Source organism: Alkalibacterium olivapovliticus (genome assembly GCF_003003275.1).
Taxonomy (GTDB): domain Bacteria; phylum Bacillota; class Bacilli; order Lactobacillales; family Carnobacteriaceae_A; genus Alkalibacterium; species Alkalibacterium olivapovliticum.
Genome location: NZ_PVTO01000003.1, coordinates 129,491 through 148,598, shown reverse-complemented (window position 1 = coordinate 148,598; position 19,108 = coordinate 129,491). Strand labels below are relative to the sequence as shown.

General features: G+C 42.7%; 17 protein-coding genes and 1 other annotated feature. Of the genes, 1 reads left to right on the top strand and 16 read right to left on the bottom strand.

Annotation, left to right across the window (positions count from 1 at the left end; genetic code table 11):
• Positions 1 to 96: 96 nt before the first annotated feature.
• The 14 genes from CLV38_RS02680 to CLV38_RS02615 form a co-directional block, all read right to left on the bottom strand.
• A complete protein-coding gene (locus tag CLV38_RS02680; protein ID WP_106191162.1) occupies positions 97 to 1,176 on the bottom strand; it encodes a GGDEF domain-containing protein in 1,080 nt (359 codons plus the stop codon).
• 167 nt (positions 1,177 to 1,343) lie between these two features.
• On the bottom strand, positions 1,344 to 2,201 hold the full coding sequence (locus tag CLV38_RS02675) for a metal ABC transporter permease (RefSeq protein ID WP_106191158.1): 858 nt from the start codon (positions 2,199 to 2,201) through the stop codon (positions 1,344 to 1,346).
• Positions 2,138 to 2,854 carry a metal ABC transporter ATP-binding protein gene (locus CLV38_RS02670; protein ID WP_106191155.1) on the bottom strand — a complete coding sequence of 239 codons (717 nt, stop codon included), beginning with the start codon at positions 2,852 to 2,854 and terminating at the stop codon, positions 2,138 to 2,140. Before CLV38_RS02670 ends, CLV38_RS02675 begins: the two co-directional genes overlap by 64 nt.
• Positions 2,855 to 2,985: 131 nt before the next feature.
• Entirely contained in the window at positions 2,986 to 4,212 is a 1,227-nt protein-coding gene (locus tag CLV38_RS02665; protein WP_106191153.1) for a metal ABC transporter solute-binding protein, Zn/Mn family, read from the bottom strand.
• Positions 4,213 to 4,348: 136 nt separating this feature from the next.
• Positions 4,349 to 4,888: a hypothetical protein gene (locus CLV38_RS02660; RefSeq protein WP_170068792.1), complete on the bottom strand. Its 540-nt coding sequence runs from the start codon at positions 4,886 to 4,888 to the stop codon at positions 4,349 to 4,351.
• 147 nt (positions 4,889 to 5,035) lie between these two features.
• Entirely contained in the window at positions 5,036 to 5,884 is an 849-nt protein-coding gene (gene ispE, locus CLV38_RS02655) for a 4-(cytidine 5'-diphospho)-2-C-methyl-D-erythritol kinase (protein ID WP_106191148.1), read from the bottom strand.
• 141 nt (positions 5,885 to 6,025) lie between these two features.
• Positions 6,026 to 6,283: a Veg family protein gene (locus tag CLV38_RS02650; RefSeq protein WP_106191146.1), complete on the bottom strand. Its 258-nt coding sequence runs from the start codon at positions 6,281 to 6,283 to the stop codon at positions 6,026 to 6,028.
• A 230-nt stretch (positions 6,284 to 6,513) separates the two neighbouring features.
• Entirely contained in the window at positions 6,514 to 7,020 is a 507-nt protein-coding gene (gene thiW, locus CLV38_RS02645) for an energy coupling factor transporter S component ThiW (RefSeq protein ID WP_106191144.1), read from the bottom strand.
• A 314-nt stretch (positions 7,021 to 7,334) separates the two neighbouring features.
• Positions 7,335 to 8,237 carry a 16S rRNA (adenine(1518)-N(6)/adenine(1519)-N(6))-dimethyltransferase RsmA gene (rsmA, locus tag CLV38_RS02640; protein WP_106191142.1) on the bottom strand — a complete coding sequence of 301 codons (903 nt, stop codon included), beginning with the start codon at positions 8,235 to 8,237 and terminating at the stop codon, positions 7,335 to 7,337.
• Complete coding sequence (gene rnmV / locus CLV38_RS02635; protein ID WP_106191140.1) at positions 8,230 to 8,799, bottom strand: ribonuclease M5; 570 nt, start codon at positions 8,797 to 8,799, stop codon at positions 8,230 to 8,232. The genes rsmA and rnmV overlap by 8 nt, the downstream gene beginning before the upstream one ends.
• Before the next feature lie 4 nt (positions 8,800 to 8,803).
• Entirely contained in the window at positions 8,804 to 9,574 is a 771-nt protein-coding gene (locus tag CLV38_RS02630; protein ID WP_106191138.1) for a TatD family hydrolase, read from the bottom strand.
• A gap of 131 nt (positions 9,575 to 9,705) precedes the next feature.
• Complete coding sequence (gene metG / locus CLV38_RS02625; protein ID WP_106191136.1) at positions 9,706 to 11,736, bottom strand: methionine--tRNA ligase; 2,031 nt, start codon at positions 11,734 to 11,736, stop codon at positions 9,706 to 9,708.
• 120 nt (positions 11,737 to 11,856) lie between these two features.
• Positions 11,857 to 12,681 (bottom strand): Cof-type HAD-IIB family hydrolase, encoded by an 825-nt coding sequence (locus tag CLV38_RS02620; RefSeq protein WP_106191134.1) that lies wholly within the window; start codon positions 12,679 to 12,681, stop codon positions 11,857 to 11,859.
• 156 nt (positions 12,682 to 12,837) lie between these two features.
• Positions 12,838 to 15,249: a glycoside hydrolase family 31 protein gene (locus CLV38_RS02615; protein ID WP_106191131.1), complete on the bottom strand. Its 2,412-nt coding sequence runs from the start codon at positions 15,247 to 15,249 to the stop codon at positions 12,838 to 12,840.
• Between the two features lie 190 nt (positions 15,250 to 15,439).
• Positions 15,440 to 15,638, top strand: a binding site (T-box leader).
• Between the two features lie 218 nt (positions 15,639 to 15,856).
• Between CLV38_RS02615 and tyrS the strand changes: the two genes are divergently transcribed.
• Complete coding sequence (gene tyrS, locus CLV38_RS02610) at positions 15,857 to 17,122, top strand: tyrosine--tRNA ligase (protein ID WP_106191129.1); 1,266 nt, start codon at positions 15,857 to 15,859, stop codon at positions 17,120 to 17,122.
• A 677-nt stretch (positions 17,123 to 17,799) separates the two neighbouring features.
• Here tyrS and CLV38_RS13690 read toward each other — a convergent pair.
• Positions 17,800 to 17,937: a hypothetical protein gene (locus CLV38_RS13690; protein WP_170068791.1), complete on the bottom strand. Its 138-nt coding sequence runs from the start codon at positions 17,935 to 17,937 to the stop codon at positions 17,800 to 17,802.
• Positions 17,938 to 18,076: 139 nt separating this feature from the next.
• Positions 18,077 to 19,042, bottom strand: coding sequence for a DUF1002 domain-containing protein (locus CLV38_RS02600; protein WP_106191124.1), 966 nt, complete (start codon positions 19,040 to 19,042; stop codon positions 18,077 to 18,079).
• Positions 19,043 to 19,108: the final 66 nt, after the last annotated feature.

Below are 19,108 nucleotides of genomic sequence, written 5' to 3'. Positions count from 1 at the left end.
TTTCTTTTCCTTTACCAAGTGTATTCTTTCTTCTGAACTGACACTCAGTTTCACCTGCGGATCAATAAAATAGACTGCTTCAGCCAGACGGGCGGTTTACACACTGACCTGATTTCTTCCCGAACTTTTGGATAAGTAGAGTGCCAAATCTGCTTTCTCAACCATCGTTCTGGTTTCATGCGTTGTTTCCGGATAAGAAGCGAGCCCGATCGACACCGTTACCTTCAGCTGTTCGCCTGTGGCTGTGATAAATTCATGATAGTCGACATTAAACCTCAGCTGTTCTGCCAGTTTCAAGGCCTTAGCTTTATCACAGTCGGGCAGGATGACAGCAAACTCTTCCCCGCCTTTTCTAAAAACAGTGCCCTTATCGGCAATGGTCTGTTCCATCAGACTGCTTAATTCGATCAGAACAAAGTCGCCAACTGCATGTCCGTGATTGTCATTTATGATTTTAAAGTGATCGATGTCCAGCATCAAAAGGGCCAGTGTACCCTGCTTCTTTTTCACCGTCTCTGCATTGCGCTCCCAGACTTTATCAAAGTGCCTGACGTTATACAGTCCAGTCAGGAAATCTTTCGACGATTCAGTTTCGTACTGGGAGAAAAGGTATTCCGATTTCTTAATGTAATCGACTAAGAAGACGGCAGAGATTCCACCAATAGTCGAAATCACCCAGTACATCATAAAAATTGTACCGACAAGTCTAAACTCTCCCACCAGAATAACTAAAAAGTATGTAACCACAGCATTGGAAAATAAGGTCATGTAAACTGCCTTAGTCTTCAGGTCTTTTCGGTTTTTCAGCAGCCTTTCCAGGATGGTATATCCAATAAATAAAAGGCTGATCATGACTACTGCATACAGCGCCGAACGGTTAACACCGATTAAAAAACGGCTGAATATGATCAGCACACTACTGATAAAAGCCGGTGTTTTACCAATGAACAGAACCAGCAGCATAATGGGCACATACCTTAAATCAAGCAGTGTTTCATTAGTGACATTTATGGAAAAGTACATTAAGATGTACCCCATGAAACCTCCACTGAAACCATCTATAAGAACTCCTTTGACAGAATAGCCTTGCTCGTAAGCTTTTTTCCACCGCAATTTCATGTATAAAAAAATCAGGGCAACAACAATACAGATATTGACAAATAAATCAGCAAGCATGTTATTCTCCGTTCCTGATACTCATTCTCTCATATTTATGTATCTACATCCCCATAGTACCATTACCAGTGCTACTATATTGAAAAAAATTTTTCTAAATTATGACAAATAAATCACAAAGAGCCCTTCCAAAGAGACTATTCTCTTTGAAGGGCTGGTTTTAAGCTTTATTCAGTATCACCTGTAATGTTTCGACGTCTGTTCAGACGTTCGTACCGGGAATTCGAAAACAGTTTTTTCAGAAGCGACGTCAGTACGAAAATAGTGATAAAGACAAGGGTAATGGATGCTCCTGGAGGCGTACCATACTGATAAGAAGCGGTCAGTCCACTTAACATCCCTATGATGGCTATCGCAATCCCGATCAGAATGACGCCGTTAAAACTCTTACTCAATCTCATTGAAATAGCAGCAGGGAGTACAATAATAGCTGAAACCAGCAGCGCTCCGACAATGGGCATGATGACGGCTATTGTGACACCTGTGAGGATATTAAACAAGATCGACATCCGCTTGATGGGCAGACCGGCAGTATAAGCCGTATCTTCATCGAAAGTCAGGATATACATTGGTTTTCTGAAAATGATATACAAGACGCCAATCGTTATCGTCAGAATAAGCAGCAGCCAGATCTGCTGTTGGCTTATAGTCACGATCGACCCAAATAAAAACTGATTGATGTTGACGGTCGTTCCTCCTTCATTCAATCCCATCAGCACTAAGGCGACAGCCATGCCACCAGACATCAGCATTGCAACTGAAACCTCAGAATACGTACGGTAGACGATACGGAGGTATTCCAGCAGGATCGCCACCGCGATGACTACAAGGATATTGGTCCAGGTAGGATCGATCCCTAAAAGCATTCCTAACGAAACCCCAGCCAGAGAGACATGAGACAGCGTGTCTGCCATCAGCGACTGTCTTCTGAGAATAAGAAAAAGACCAAGTATGGGAGCAATCAGTGAGATAAGGAATGATGCCTGGAAGGCTCTTTGCATGAATCCATAGAAAAACATCTCCACGGGGAATCCTCCTTCCTGATCAGTTCAATGTGTTTATTAGCATAGTGACGTAGTTCTTCGTGATCATGTGTGACCATTAAGATCCCTTTACCATGGTCTTTACTATTATGCTGCAGTAATTTGTAAAATTCTTCTCGGGAATGAATATCCATTCCTGTCGTCGGTTCATCTAGTACAAATAGATCAGGATCCGTAGCAAATACACGGGCAATCGAAATTCGCTGTTTTTGTCCACCGGAAAGTTCTCCAATTTTTTTATGGCGCATGTCCCACATCCCTACTGATTCAAGTGAGCGTCTAACATGTTCCTTGTCTTCTTTGTCCAGTTTTTTGAACCATTTCCCTCTTGGATAGCGGCCGGACTGGACTAATTCCAGAACGGTACTGGGAAACCCTGCGTTGAAGGAAGATACTTGCTGAGGGACATACCCTACAACCAGTTTGTCATTCCGGCGGTTCTGATCGGAAATCGTCACACTGCCTTTTGATGGTTTCAACAGTCCTAATATATTTCTTAGTAGCGTCGTTTTTGCTGCTCCATTTTCACCAGTCAGCATAACAAAGTCCCCTGAGTTTACCTCAAAGGAAATGTTTTCCAGAACGGGTTCGTCTTCATAATGGAAAGCAAGGTCATCAACTTTAATGTACTCCATGTATAATCGACCTTTCTTTAATAGTGTCACTACTCATTATAACTGACTTCTTCAAAAAGAACAGCTCTATTAGTAGTCAGCCATAAAACAAGGAGCGCCCTGCTGATCAGCGACACTCCTGCTCGACTTCTTTATTCTATACTCCGTTTTAAAGCTTCCAGATTTTCTCTCATAGCTTCTATATATCCGGCGTCCTGTTCACGAAGTTCTTCAGACAAGGTTTCCAGATCATGAAGAACAGCCGTTTCTGTCCCTGTTTCGTCGGCGACAGTCTGTGCTATCGATGAATTTGCTCCCTGCTGATAATAGATAACAGGCACATTATGCTCGTTGACCAGTTCATTGATTTCTGCAATGCGTGAAGGGCTGGGTTCAACTTCAGTAGACAGTCCACCGATAGCCACTTGTTCTAATTCATATCGACTTGCAATATATCCAAACGCCTGATGCTGAACAACGAACGTCCTGTTTTCTGCATCAGCGAATGCCTCTTCATATTCTGAATGTATAGTTCTCAGTTCTTCAATAAATGCTTCAGCATTCTCAGTATAGTCAGCTTCATTTTCAGGATCGACTTCTATCAGCGCTTCCTGGATCATGCGTACCTGATCTTGAGCCAGTACCGGATCCAGCCAGATATGAGGATCTTCTTCAACATGGTCATCAATCTGGATATGAGCAACTTCAGACTGGGCTAAATCATATCCGTCCTGATCAACAGCCACCACCTGAACGTAGAAATCATCCGAATCCGTCTGATATTCAAATCGTTCATCTGTAATTTCCTCTATTCTATTCCACTGTCCATCGGTATCTTTTACATGCCACGCCCATTCATAGGCTTCTTCATGCTGTGCAAGTACCGTAATCGAATCTCCACTGTGGTAATGTCCACCTACTCCTATTAATGAAACATCATAAGGGGCGTCGGATACAGATTCAACTGATCCGCCAGACTCCTCGTCGGCACTTCCAAGTGTGTCGTAATGCGATTCACTTTCAAATCCATCTGCAGTACGTACGATATTTAAATCATCATTTTCAACCGTGTTGAGCAAGCTGGGCACCCAAAACTCCATTTCCTCACTGCTGTAAACAAACATATCAGCTTCATTGATTCCAGCAATATCCTGCGCGCTGGGCTCGTAACTATGCGGGTCTACCCCATTCCCCACCATTAATGTTATATCAGCATTGTCTCCGGCCACCCGCTGGGTAAAATCGTATACCGGATAGAAAGATGTTACAATAGAGAGCTGTTCTTCACTTGTTGCTTCGTCTCCGTCTGACGTACAGGCTGATAACCCTATAGCCATTAACAGTAGGGGAATCAGACGTCTGTATATTTTATTAGTCATAATTGTCTCCTTAATTTATAAAATCCAAATCGTAATCATTACGGTATATAAAGTATCATGCGCACCTCTGAAATGTCAAGGTCTATTTATCCACGGAAAAAGCGGCTTAGTCATTCAGCCGCTTCAATCCTATCTATTAATGATTGTCTACTTCCAGCTCTATGACTTCTGACTCTGCATATGCCTGATGATCGTCATCATAAAGCACAGCACGCATCTCAACGGTGTGTTCCGGTGCTTCACCGATAAACTCGTTTGTATTCTGTCCGGAGATCATTTCCCATTCAGAATCATCATCTGTTCTCAAGTACCACTGCCAGTCATCGTAATCACTGTCTTCAGACAAAACAGCCGTCAGCTCCACTAGATCGCCTGTGTGATAATACTCGCCCATCCCTTCGATCTGAACGGTTTCCATTAGATCAGCAGCAGGCTCATCCTGTTCAGCCTGACTGTCGGCTTCTTCATCGTCCTCTATATCTGAATCTGAGTCTATTTCTTCGTCAGTCTCCCCTGATTCTTCCTCAGACTGGTCTGCTGTTTCAGACATTTCCTCTTCTTCAACGATTTCTGCAGACTCCTCTTCTACTGCTTCCTCATCAGGCGTATCACACGCTGCTAAGTACAAAGTCAATAGTGCAACACTCGAAAACTTGATCCATTTCTTATTCATCATTATCTCCTCCCAAATTAGTAAATCGTAATCTTTACGTTTTACATTTAACCACGTCTAATCTTCTTTGTCAAACAGAAAAAACAAAAAAAGTGTCTTCCAATTCCTGACAGGTCTTAAACCGGTCATTCTCTGGAACACACTGGTACGTTAATTGATGGTTCGGACCAGATAGACTTCCTGGCAGAATCCTTTCAAGCCGTTGACGATTCGTTTAGCTTTACTATAATTTTGAGTCAACCCGTAAACAGTTGGACCTGTTCCGCTCATTAAGGCAGTATCAGCTCCAAAACTGATCATTTTTTCTTTTATGTCTCCGATCACCGGATTCTGCAGCATCGCTTTTTGCTCAAGAGCATTTCCGGCAGCTTTAACCATTTTCTTGTAGTCCGATTTTTCTACAGCGTTCTTCATCTCATCGATACTGTAGGACGGTAGGCTCGCGATAGCCAAATCCTTAAAAACAGTCCAGCTTGAGATGCCTTTTGGAGGCTTGACCACTATTACCCACGCGTGAGGAATGGGGGTTATGGGTTCTACTTTTTCACCTCTTCCGGTAACGCAGGCTGTTTGACCAAATATACAAAATGGGACATCCGATCCAATCTTTTCACCCAATTCAGCCAGACGGTCAAGTGTTAGATCCAGTTTCCATAAGCGATTCAAAGCTCGTAAAGTCGCAGCTGCATCACTGCTTCCACCACCCAGCCCGGCAGCGATCGGTATCGCTTTCTCGATATAAATATGCGCTCCAGAGTCAACATTATAAGTTTCTTTCAAAAGCAGAGCTGCCTGATAGACGATGTTTCTTTCGTTCAGCGGCATAAATGAACTGTCGGAGTCGATTGTGATTCCTGACGTCTTCAAAGTGAAACTCAGTCGATCTGCTAAATCGATGGGTGTCATAACCATTTCCACCTCATGAAATCCATCACTTCTCTTATTTAATACATTCAGGCATAAATTGATTTTAGCGGGTGCTTTTTCAAGCTCCTCCATCTCATCCCTCCTAAAACATCAGCTTATTCCTATTGTAGAACAGATGACACGATTTATAAAAAGATAACGATTACTATCTGTCAGACAAAACAGAGCATAAAAAAAGTAGTATAATATAAAATTATACTACCAGCATTTTAATTAGTTTAATACGACTTCTTTTTCTTCTTCAAATTCCAGTTCAACTGAATGAGTTAGTACATCAGTATAACTATATGAAACTCTATCTACTGCATTTTCATCCTGATCTAACTCTACGACGAATACTGATGGATATGTTTCAGTTAGTATTCCTTTGCGTTCTGTTGTCTTTTTTCTTCCGGCCTGGGCAATCAATTTGATTTCTCTTCCGATTTGACTGTCCAAGGATTTCTTGATGCTCGCTAAAGTAGTTGGCATTTTCGACTCACCTCACAAAGTATTATCTATACTATAACACAAAAAGACGAAAATTGTAAGCTAATTGTAAAATAAAGATAGTGTTTTCTGTGAAGATTAAATTAAAGAGAGACTTAAAAATGCTTATTCTACGGTTTTTTCCTTCTTTTCAGTTTTGAACCCTAATAATACGCTCATATTTCAGCATTCTAATGTTCGTGTTTAATCTTTCCAAAAAGAAACGGCCATGTCTATTTCTCAGCTTTTACCTGCATGAATTTGGAAAATGCGGTATGCTTTCTCATCTGATAAGCCAGCAGTACGCCCCCTATCGTTCCAATCAGCGCGCTGATAAAAAATACAGGAACAAACCCGAATAATGCTGCTTCCGAGCTTAAGAAAAGGCGTGCGACAGGGTAACTGGCTAAAGCCCCCATAATCCCACTTCCCACTATTTCCCCCACAGCCAGTAAATAGAATTTATGTCCTTTTCTGTAGAGATAACCTGAAAGAAATGCCCCGATCATGCTTCCCGGAAATGCCAGAAGTGAGCCAGTTCCCGTAATATTTCGTAAAACTGACACCCCAAATGCCTGAGCCAGACTGTACCATGGCCCAAGAAGAAAGCTGACAATAATGTTCATAAAATGCTGAAATGGTGCAGCTCGTACAAATCCTAACGGGATAACGATCAGACTCCCTCCAATATAGCCGATTGCAATACACAACGCTGTAAAAACCAATGCTTTTGTTTTCATTTCCACTCTTCCTTCCTTTTTTATACAAAAAAACACTTCCCTTAACTGATGAACGTTAAGACAGAAGTGTAGAAAGACAGAATAATATGACGCCTGAAAGATTCTTCATTGACGCATTAGCTGAGCAGACACAGTCTACTTCACATTATTGACTCCACCCACTCCCTCCGCTGGCATCATCCAGTTCAGGTCACGACAGATTTTTACGATCTGATAGGGATAAGGCTTATTCGCCACTTTCAGGACTACTCATGACACAATGGTCACCAAGAACTCTCCCAGGGTTTTCATATGAAATTTTCATTATTAGCGTACTATTTTTCTGAATCGAATTCAAGACCGAGTTGCGAGAACGCATTAGCCAGTGATGCGAATTCTTCTATCGTCAGGGTCTCGCCTCTACGTTTGGGATCGACTGATGCCATCTCCAGTCCCTGCTCCAGTTTTGCTTTTGTGTCATCTGCTTTACCGAAAGCGACCAGTAAATTGTTCCATAGTGTTTTTCGTCGCTGAACAAAAGCAGAACGGACCAGCCTGAAAAAGAGTGGTTCATCATTAACTTGCACATTCTTCTCTGTTTTTTCAGATAATCTGATGATAGCTGATTCCACATTTGGTTGAGGGACAAAGACGGTTTTTGGCACAGTAAATGCCACAGCCGCATCCATATAATACTGGACTGCTACAGAAAGCGATCCATAAGCCTTAGTACTTGGTGAAGCAGAAATACGGCTGGCCACTTCCTTTTGCATCATTAATACCATTCGGTCAAGTACCAACCCCGATTCAAGAAACCGCATGATGATAGGTGTCGTAATATAATATGGTAGATTAGCGACCAGTACGACCTCTTTTGCATCAGCCAGATGAGACGCCTCAAAAGCCTTCATATCCACCTTTAAAACATCTGAATGAATGATGTCAATATTATCATAAGGAGATAAGGTATCTTCGAGAACCGGCAGTAAACGATCATCTATCTCAAACGCAATAACATTCTTTGCTTTCTTTGCCAGCTGTTCAGTTAATGCCCCTATTCCTGGTCCGACTTCTATAACCGTCGTTTCTTTATTTATCTCACCGGCATTGACGATTTTACTTAAAATGTTTGTATCGACTATAAAATTCTGGCCCAGACTCTTTTTGGCTGATAATCCGTATTTCTCTAAAATCTGCTTTGTCCTTAAAGGGGTCGCGATATCTTTATGTTCAGTCATTAGTTAATTCCTTTCTGATCTTATCCAGTGCTGTTTTGACCTCTTCTTCAGAGATACCAAACATATTCAGCCGTTTTTCCAGCTGCTTTCCATTTGTATAGCCAATACGCAATTCGTTTCCGAGTCGTTCCCTGAGCATACTAGCTTGAGGGGTACCTATCAATCCTTCACTGATCAAGAATTGTTTCGAAACAGTCGGTAACGATTCAATCCTTTCTTCCACTACTTTATCCAGTGCTTCTCTGATGGATTTTACAGAGGCATGTTCGATGCCAATGCTTTCTTTATTCTTGACTGTTCTTCTTGCTTCTTCTCTTGGCAAAAAAGCATGCTTGACTCCCGGAACGTTCTGAGAAATGATTTTCCTGATTTTTTCCCCCGGCCCATCTGGATCTGTAAATACAATAACGCCCCTGACTTCATAAGCTAGTGCGATCCGTTCCAGTATTTCTTCGTTGATGGCCGATCCCATCGTTTCGATTGTGTCGCAATTTACGGCTAAAGCCAGTCGCTTCGAATCGTCTTTTCCTTCGACTACGATTACTTCTTTAATCTTATCCACAGTCTTACTCCTTTAACCTGAACAGTTTCAGTGCATTCTGAGTGGTCTGATGAGCCACTGCTTCAAAGGTCAGTTCTCTCTGGGCAGCAATTTCTTCCGCTACATATTTTATGTAACCCGGCTCATTCCGTTTTCCTCTGTTTGGTGTAGGCGCAAGGTAGGGGGCATCCGTTTCAATCAGAAGCTTGTCGAACGGCACATTTTTCGCCACTTCTTTTACTTCTTTTGCATTTTTGAACGTTACCACTCCGCTGAGTGATATATGCATCCCGATGTCCAGAAATTTCTCCATCCAATACGTATCCAGACCAAAACTATGCATGATCCCGCCAGTGTCTCCGGCATGTTCTTCTTTCAGTATCCTGAAGGTATCTTCTGTCGCATCGCGGTTGTGAATACTGACTGGCAGATTCAGTTCTTTTGCCACACGAATCTGTCTTCGGAAAGCATCATGCTGAACAGGTTTTGGTGCAGTCTCCCAGTAGTAATCCAGACCCATCTCCCCCATCGCGACAACCGTCTCATCAGACAACTGACTGATCAGTTTTTCTTCCACTTCATCTGAATAGCTGTCTGCTTCAGTTGGGTGCCACCCGATGATGGTATACAACCCTTCATAGGTGTGAGCCAGTTCGACTGCTTTTTTTATGGTCGGCGTATCAAATCCGACGATCGCCATTTTAGTGACGCCGTTGTCTCTTGCTCTACTGATCACTTCAGCTTCTTCACCTTCAAATTGGTCTACATTAATATGGGTATGTGTATCAAATAACATTGATTTATAGTCCTTTCTCTTGTGGAATCGATCGCTTCATCTTGTTCAGAATACACTATCAGCAAAAAAAATTCCAATAAAGCTGAGACATGACCGTCTCAGACTTTACTGGAATAAGCTTATTGTAATGATTAAGCGACGATAGACCCGTTGGGCATATGCTTAGGTGCATCGACTATCGTTAAGTTTCCTTCAGTATCTTCAGCTGACAAAATCATGCCCTGGCTAATTTCGCCACGCATTTTTCTCGGCTTCAGATTAGCGACGATGATGACTTTTTTTCCAACAAGCTCTTCAGGATTTGGGTAAAACTCAGCTACTCCTGAAAGGATTTGACGGTGTCCCCCTTCATCTCCTGCATCAAGTCTGAAATTCAGTAATTTGTCAGCATTCTCTACCTTACCAACTGATATGACTTCCGCAACTTTGAGTTCCACTTTATCAAACACATCATATTTAATCTCTTTTTCTTTAACAGACGTCAGCTGTGTGTTTTCAGGATCAAAGGCGTCTTCAACCTCCTCAGCCGGTTCACCACTTGCCATCCAGCTTTTGATTTCTTCCACTTCGCTATCGACATCCAGTCGAGGAAAAATAGGTTCTCCTTTTGAAACGACTGTTTTGCCTTGTGGGAAGTGACCAAAGTCCACATAATCAAAAGATAAATCCGCTGCTTCAAGTCCTATCTGCTCAGCAATCGCATAAGAGGTGTGAACCAGAATCGGCTGAAGCAATGTCGCCGTGACCCGCAGGCTTTCTGCCAGATGTGTCATAACACTTTCAAGCTGCTCTTTCTGGTCAGGGTCTTTGGCCAGCACCCATGGAGCTGTTTCATCAATATATTTATTTGTACGGGAGATCAGTTTCCAGACCGACTGTAAAGCCGAGCTGAACTGCATCTGGTCCATACTTATTTCGTATTCATTGATCGATTCAAGCGCTTGAAGTCTCAACGCTTCGTCGAATTCGGTCATGTCCCCTTTATAATCAGGAACAGCTCCGTCAAAGTATTTATTCATCATTGCAACGGTCCGGTTCAGCAGGTTACCTAAATCATTTGCGAGATCATAGTTGATTCGAGACACAAAATCTTCAGGCGTAAATACGCCGTCACTGCCAAATGTCACTTCTCTCATCAAGTAATAACGCACTGCATCAACGCCGTAACGCTCCACCAGTTTTTCAGGGTAAATCACATTTCCTTTAGACTTTGACATCTTGCCGTCTTTCATCAGCAGCCATCCATGTCCGAAAACCTGTTTAGGAAGCGGCAGGTCTAACGCCATAAGTAAGATAGGCCAGTAAATCGTATGGAAACGGACAATTTCTTTCCCAACCATATGAACATCAGCCGGCCAGTATTTTCTGAACATCTCCGGCTGGTCATCAAATCCGCCCAGATCAGGATCGTATCCTAATGCTGTAATATAGTTTGTCAAGGCATCGATCCAGACATAGACGACATGTTTCGGATTAGACGGAACAGGAACGCCCCAGTTGAATGTCGTGCGGGAAACAGCCAGATCTTCAAGTCCCGGCTTGATAAAATTATTGACCATTTCCTTCTTACGTGACTCGGGCTGAATAAATTCTGAATGTTCTTCATAGTACTCAAGTAACCGGTCAGCATAATTGCTCATTCTGAAGAAATAAGACTCTTCCTTGACCCATTCGACAGCATGTCCACTTGGTGCTAAACCACCCGTAACATTGCCTTCAGAATCGCGGTACACTTCTAGCAGCTGAGTCTCAGTGAAAAATTCTTCGTCGGAAACAGAATACCATCCTTCATAGTCTCCCAGGTAGATATCGCCTTGCTCCAGCAGTTTTTCGAATATCTTCCCCACAACTTCCTTATGTTTCGGTTGCGTTGTTCGAATGAACTGATCATTAGAAATATCCAGAGTCCGCCAAAGTGACTGAATACTTTCAGCCATTTCATCCACGTACTCCTGAGGTGTCTGATTTTTTTCGGTCGCTTTTGTTTCAATTTTTTGTCCATGCTCGTCGGTACCTGTTAAATAAAAGGTATCGAACCCTTTCAAGCGTTTAAAACGGGCTAGTACATCACACGCTATGGTGGTGTAGGCATTCCCGATATGCAAATTACCGCTCGGGTAATAGATAGGTGTCGTGATATAAAATGAATTTCGCTCAGACAAGTGATTGTCCTCCTTTTTGTGATTACATTGCAAACAAATCGTTTAAACATACTTTCCTAGTATAGCACAGCTTTAATACGCTAAAAAGTTCTGATTTTATAATATATGACTGCGGCCTCTTCAGATCAAGTTGAAGTGCTTAAGTGCTTTTTCAATTCCGTCTTCGTCCACAGGATCAGTGACGTAATCAGCGGCCTCTTTAGCTTCAGCCCATCCATTGCCCATAGCGACACCGGTCTCTACATATTCCAGCATTTCCAAATCATTCAGACTGTCTCCAAAAGCATAGGTCTCTTTATTTTCCATGCCCAATTTCTCAAGTAGTTTTTCGATACCCACTGCTTTTGAAATGCCCTCACTGATGATATCCACGGTATAGCGATTGGATCTGGCAAAGTTCAGACTTGGAAATTCAGTCTTATAGCTTTTTTCTTCATCCATTGAGGTTTCAATAATGACCTGATAGATATTTTTTCCTTCATAGTCTTTTGGATTAGGCGGTTTTCTGATCAGCCGCTTAAAGAGTGAGAGCTGCAGATGACCTGGTATGATTTTCCCAATCCCTTTTAACACTGTCCACGCTGAACTTCTCTTAGCGAGTGAAACAATCGAATTACTGAATATATCTTCAGCTCCGCATAAAATGATTCCATTGCTCCGTTCAACAGCTTTGGCCGTCAAGCGATCCACCGTCTCTTTTTTTATCGGATTATCGAAAACGACTTCTCCTTTGTGGACGACGATCTGACCATTCATGGCAATATAACTGTCTATTTTAAGTTCTTTGATGATTTCTTCAATCAGTAAAGGCGCTCGTCCTGTAGCAATCACGGGAATGTGCCCATTTTCTTTTAGTCTGGTAATGGCTTTTTTTGTCGATTGAGGGACTGTATTATATTTCGTAACCAGTGTTCCATCGATGTCGAAAAATACAATTTTAGTCATATAAGATGCTCACTTTCTATTGAACTTACCTGTTATTGTATCATGTATTCGCTTTAGTACATACGAAAAAGGAAAGAAAAATAAGTCATAGCCTGCTGATTAATCTGGTCAGTCAGCAGGCCTGATCTATTTTCTTTCCTTTATCCTTTTAATTTATCAGGAGACGTCATCCGGGTTGGCCCAGACAATTTCACTGATGGCATCCATTAGATCCGGATCGATATCAAGTGCCAGTAATGCACTAATGACGCGTGCACTGCTTTTGCCTTTGACGATCGTCGTAAAGATTTTCTCTTTAGAACTCGCAGGAATTTGAGCACGGTCCAGGAACCTGAACAATTCGCCATGCATATCATTCTTACGAAGGCCGACACCTCTAAAGTAAACAGTGTAAGATGACTCGACAGGTTGTTTAGGAATAACCACTTTCGTACACTTTCCTTCTTTAGAAATCTCTATATCGACCTTTTCATCATTAACATATACTTCAGGCATTTGAGTACACTTGAATCCGACAAGAGATAAAGAGTATTGGCGGTACTCCGGCAGCACCTCTATGCTGCCTTCCGGAGGTCCAACTTGAAGCATTGCCCATTCATCTTCATTCTCTCTCCATTTAAATTGCATCTTGGTCGTTACCTGATGGTTGCCTTTGCCTAAACCATCGTCTTCATACAAAGAGAAATTCCCGTCTGCACCAGCGTATACACGCAGCTCCATCTCTTCAGGATTATCTGTATGATTCTGATGATTCTGATCCATTGGCAAAATCCCGCCGGCTTTTACGAATACCGGGAATGTGGACATCGGTCTATAGACATCGATCATCCGGTCTCCTTCATACGACCGGTTATTAAAGAAGTCATACCAATTTCCTTCAGGCAGCCAGACTTTAACTTTCCCTAAACGCAAATCATTATTCATTGGCGTCGTTATTGGTGCAACGATCATCTGAGTTCCGAAGTAATACTGATTCGGGACTTCATACGCTTCATCTTTCCAAGGATAATGATAGTACATCGGACGAATCAGTGGGAAATCGTCCATATGGTTAAGCACGTTCATAGTGTAAAGATACGGAATCAGGCGGTGTCTCAGCTGCATGAATTCAGTTACAATGCCATTCGCTTTCTGTCCATAGCGCCACGGTTCTTTTCCGCTGAATTCGCCGTCCTGACTGTGCAGACGGTTGATTGGTGAAAACACGCCGAACTGTACCCATCTGACAAACAGTTCATTATCTTTTATGCCACCCATATGTCCACCAATATCATGACTCCACCAGCTGTACCCTACGTTAGATGACGTAGCTGTGAAATACGGCTGGAAGTGAAGAGAGTCCCAGGTAGACGCTGTGTCGCCTGAAAAACCGATTGGGTAACGGTGAGATCCAAGCCCTGCATAACGGGAAAAGATCAGTGCTCTGTTGCCTTCACGTGCATGATCCAGGAAGTGGTAGTGATTCAGCATCCAGAGTGGATCCAAGCCTTCGACTTTTGTCACACTGCCCTGCTGCCAGTCGATCCACCAGAAGTCTACTCCGATTTCTTCATGAGGATGATGTAAGTATTTAAAATAACCCTCCAGGAATTCAGGGTTGGCAATGTCAAACTCGATCGGTTCTTCTTCTTCTACATTGACCCCTAATTCTCTGGCCATAGGTTCATACATTTCCTCAAAAGGCTGTACCCCATTTGCAGGATGAAGATTTAATGTCGTTCTCAAACCATTGTCACTTAGCCAGCTTAAAAACTCATCAGGATCTGGGAATAAATCAGTGTTCCATGTGTAACCAGTCCAGCCCGATCCATATTCAGGTGCGATATCCGTTACATGCCAGTCCATATCGATCACGGCGACAGAAAATGGAATCTCCCTTTTCTGAAATTCAGTCATCAGGCGTTTGTAGCCATCCTGACTGTAAGCATAATAGCGGCTCCACCAGTTCCCTAATGCATAACGCGGAAGGAGTGGTGTCTTTCCGGTTAGATAATGATAGTCTTTGAGTGTACCAAGGTAATCTCTTCCATACCCAAGGAAATACATGTCCGTCACATTTCCCGGTCTCTTTTCAACCCAGCCGTCCTCGGTCAGACGCATAGAGTTACTGTCATCGAAAACAGAAAAGCCATTCTTGTTCATCAGGCCCTCATCCAGTTCGATCGCGCCGTCTGCAAAATCCAGCGTACGCGCTGTTCCTTTCAGTGATTCCGGCTTTTCTCCAAAATACCATGTGCTGTGATATAAACTGTAATTCCCTATCGCTTCAATATTCAGGTTGTGCTTTGTAAACCCGCCTTCCGCTTTATAAAACATCAGATGCGAGTGACTCGTAATGATTTCAATGTATTCATCAGTATCTTTCAAATCAAAATCAGGTGTATCAAAGTCTCGATTCAGAACCGTTTGTGTTGCTTCATCTTCAAACTTTCCTTCCGGATCATATTCAAGACGAATCATCGCTGCAGTGAGTACAGTAAACCGGTAATTTCCCCAAGTCACTATTGATTCTTCAGGTGCCTTAGGATGTGTGTCTAATTTAAACGTCTCTTTTCTATTTTTAACCAAACGCAGTCATCCTTTCATTTTGAGTCTTTCTTATTCTTAAGCATACCAAAAATAAACGCCCAGATAGAAACAATTACCACTGTAATCAAAATTTAATTTAGTATAGCCCAGATTGTGTCTTTTCTTCACTTGGCCAGTCTATTTAGTAATTGACTAAACCCACTTATTCTATTATACTGACGATTAGAATACAAAAGCGATGAATAGGCGAAGTAGTGTATCTGATTTAATCTTAGAGAGCGAGTGGCTGGTGGAAACTCGTATAAACAGATAACATGAATTACACCTTGGAGCATTCTCTTAAGAGACGCTTCCCGGCGTTATGGGAATGAGTGAAAGTAGCAAGGCTACTTTAATCAGGGTGGTACCACGGCATGTTCGTCCCGGCAGAAAGCACAGGCTTTTTGTGGGGATTTTTTTGTGTTCAACATTAAAATCAGTGAAGGATGTGGTTATATTGAATGACTATTTCTATACTTTACATTTTGGTGTTTACTGTATTGGGATGACACGAGAAAGATATAACCATTTCAATTGACAGACTTCACCTATTAAAAGACTTATTTCCTCATCAAAAACGAAACTATGAAATCAAAGGAGATTGACAATGAATATATTGGACGAATTAGAATGGCGCGGAGCCATTAATCAGCAGACAGATGAAGAAGGACTTAAAGAAGTCACCGATGCGAAAAGCATTGCCCTTTACTGCGGAATCGATCCATCAGGTGACAGTATGCACGTCGGACACTTGATCCCATTCATGATCCTCAAACGATTCCAGCTGGCAGGTCATAAACCAGTCATTCTGATCGGTGGCGGCACAGGTTCGATCGGCGATCCGAGTGGACGGAATTCAGAACGAGTCCTACAGACGATGGACAAAATTCAGGATAATGCAGACAAACTGAGTGCTCAGATGCGCAAGCTGTTCAAAGCCGGTTCAGAAGAATCCGGCATTAAACTGGTCAACAATTACGACTGGTTAAGCGGCCTGTCCTTTCTAGATTTCCTGCGTGATTTTGGGAAAGAATTCAATATCAACACGATGCTCGCTAAAGATGTTGTGTCAAGTAGACTGGATACCGGTATTTCCTTTACTGAGTTCAGCTACCAGATCATTCAGTCGGTCGATTTCCTGCATCTCTTCCAGAATGAAGACGTGCAGCTTCAGATCGGTGGTTCTGATCAGTGGGGAAACATCACAGCCGGACTTGATTTGATCCGTAAAAAAGAAGGCTCAAATGCTAAAGCGTTTGGACTGACTATTCCGTTGCTGCTTAAAGCGGATGGCACTAAATTTGGTAAATCAGCAGATGGCGCCATCTGGCTGGATCCCGAAAAAACGACACCTTACGAGTTTTACCAGTTCTGGTTCAACCAGGATGACCGTGATGTGGTCAAATACCTGAAATACTTTACATTCTTATCAAAAGACGACATTGATGCTTTAGAGAACCAAGTGGAAACTGAGCCACACAAACGTGCAGCTCAAAAAGCATTAGCAGAAGAAATGACGCGTTTCGTTCATAGTCAGGAAGCGCTTGATGAAGCCATCACTATCACTCAAGCTTTGTTTTCGGGTGAAATCCACTCATTGACTGCTGATCAGATTGAATCTACCTTTAAAGAGGTCCCTTCTTCTGAAGCACCTAAAGGCGAACACAATTTAGTCGAATTTTTAGTTGATGTGACTGGGATCGAACCGTCTCGTCGTCAAGCCCGTGAAGACATTAAAAATGGAGCCATTCGTCTGAAAGGGATTCAAATCAAGGACGTCGATCACATTGTTAATGAAGAAGACAGCTTTGACAGCCGATTTATAATTGTCCGTAAAGGGAAGAAAAAATACTTCCTGGTCAATTTAGTTTAAACCTACATTAATAAATAGAGAGCTGCCGATACGTGAGCCGACCCCCAAAAGATAGATTTTTTAGGTCTAACTTTCGGGGGTCGGCTCATACGTCGGCAGCTCTTTTTAATATCATTTTGAAGCTAGTCATCTGAATCAGACTCTTTTTCCTATTTCATTATCTTTCTCATTGCTTTGGAAGACTCGGGAACCGATGTCTATCTACTTTGAAGGGGTTCGGGGTGGGTGCTTCGGTTCACTCAACTACTACATCTCTTTGACTGTATCGTGTTTGATTATCTTCGGCGTACTGAACCGTTCACCGCTTTTCACTTTGCCGAAGATGGCGTCGCTTCGGTTCACTCACAATCTATGTCTCCCCGAGTAGGTTGTGTTTGATCATCTTCAGCATACTGACTGACTCGACGCTTTTCACTTTGCCGAAGAAGGCGTCGCTTCGGTTCACTCACAATCTATGTCTCCCCGAGTAGGTCGTGTTTGATCACCTTCGGCATACTGACTGACTCGACGCTTTTCACTTTTCCGAAGATGGCGTCGCTTCGGTTCACTCACAATCTATGTCTCCCCGAGTAGGTCGTGTTTGATCATCTTCAGCATACTGACTGACTCGACGCTTTTCACTTTGCCGAAGATGGCGTTGCTTCGGTTCACTCGTAATCCGTGTCTCCCCGAGTATGTCAGGTTTGATCATCTTCGGCATACTCCAGGACCAGAACATACTCACTTGGATTAACTCGGACGACCCATCCAAACTCTCGCTGAAATTTACAGCTGGACGGTCTAATGCCTAATGCCAGCAGATGAAAGATTTCCAATCTTTCTTTCCATATTAATGATCTTATAAGGATCAGATTTGAGCCACTCAAATCACCGAAAAAAAAAGCCTTTAATCTATGCCTCCTTTTAGATTGATCATCGAAAAGAAAACAAAGACAAAGACTTTCTCATAAAGGTTTAGTTAAATAATCCTGTGATGGCTTCCCAGATTTGTCTGAAGAAATTACCAATCTGATCAAGTAGACCGCTGTCTTCTGCCTGCTGCCATGCGTCACCGAATCGATCTCTCAGATTTCCTGATAACTGTTCAAGTTGCTGTCTCACTTGAGCTGAATCGATGGCACCTGTCTGCTGGTAACGCTCAAAGAATGCCAGTAAACGATCAATCTGGTCTTGCGAGATAACATTCTGCAGTTCATTATTTGCCAAGGCATCATTTATGATCTGTTCAATCTCTTCTCTAGTAGCCAGTTCGTCTTGACGCTCACGCAAATCAGCCAGCTGCTGTTTGATCTCAACAATCGCCTGGTCAAATCGATTGGTATCAAATTCATCCTCATCCGCATTTTCCTGTGCGATTTCATTAGTCGTTTCCAGTTCTTCCTGCGCCACTTCCATACGGTCCTGATCCAGGTCCTCACCGTTGACATCGAACGCTTTATAAATACCAGTCAGTGCGCTTTCGCCTGTTACAGGGCGGATGCTAGCGACCATAATAGTCACATCCTCCACTCCTGCAGTGATCGCTGCATTCGTATACTGTTCTTCAGTGATTTGAGTAATATTCTCTGGTGTTTCGTTGATCACATTAACTCCTTCACCTTCATTTTCACGCTGAACCAGTACCGATGAAATCATGCTGGCCGTATTCCCGGATCCCGTTCCCAGATAGTTCTGCAGGTCTTCACCTGTTACAGAAACATCAGCGACATTTTCCATATCGTCTATACCGAGCAGGTCTGCCGTCTCACCTATTTGTGCATCGTTCAGCCCACCTCCGTAAACGAAAGTCGGTAAACCCCATGCTTCGTTCACAACACTTGTATCAATTCCTTCTGAAGCAAAGGCTGTCTGTGCTGTCATTACTGCTACAGTACTTAGTGCTAAACCAGTTGCTATCAATTTTTTAAATGTTTTTTTCATGTATGACTCTCTCCTTTGCCTACTTAAAACAAAAGCTATTCTCAGCTTTAAACCATAGTATACCAC

Bases quoted from the DNA above. Each gene is read 5' to 3' on its own strand.
- CLV38_RS02680 (WP_106191162.1), bottom strand. From the start codon at position 1,176: ATGCTTGCTGATTTATTTGTCAATATCTGTATTGTTGTTGCCCTGATT.
- CLV38_RS02670 (WP_106191155.1), bottom strand. From the start codon at position 2,854: ATGGAGTACATTAAAGTTGATGACCTTGCTTTCCATTATGAAGACGAA.
- CLV38_RS02665 (WP_106191153.1), bottom strand. From the start codon at position 4,212: ATGACTAATAAAATATACAGACGTCTGATTCCCCTACTGTTAATGGCT.
- CLV38_RS02660 (WP_170068792.1), bottom strand. From the start codon at position 4,888: ATGATGAATAAGAAATGGATCAAGTTTTCGAGTGTTGCACTATTGACT.
- ispE (WP_106191148.1), bottom strand. From the start codon at position 5,884: ATGGAGGAGCTTGAAAAAGCACCCGCTAAAATCAATTTATGCCTGAAT.
- CLV38_RS02650 (WP_106191146.1), bottom strand. From the start codon at position 6,283: ATGCCAACTACTTTAGCGAGCATCAAGAAATCCTTGGACAGTCAAATC.
- thiW (WP_106191144.1), bottom strand. From the start codon at position 7,020: ATGAAAACAAAAGCATTGGTTTTTACAGCGTTGTGTATTGCAATCGGC.
- rsmA (WP_106191142.1), bottom strand. From the start codon at position 8,237: ATGACTGAACATAAAGATATCGCGACCCCTTTAAGGACAAAGCAGATT.
- CLV38_RS02630 (WP_106191138.1), bottom strand. From the start codon at position 9,574: ATGTTATTTGATACACATACCCATATTAATGTAGACCAATTTGAAGGT.
- CLV38_RS02620 (WP_106191134.1), bottom strand. From the start codon at position 12,681: ATGACTAAAATTGTATTTTTCGACATCGATGGAACACTGGTTACGAAA.
- tyrS (WP_106191129.1), top strand. From the start codon at position 15,857: ATGAATATATTGGACGAATTAGAATGGCGCGGAGCCATTAATCAGCAG.
- CLV38_RS02600 (WP_106191124.1), bottom strand. From the start codon at position 19,042: ATGAAAAAAACATTTAAAAAATTGATAGCAACTGGTTTAGCACTAAGT.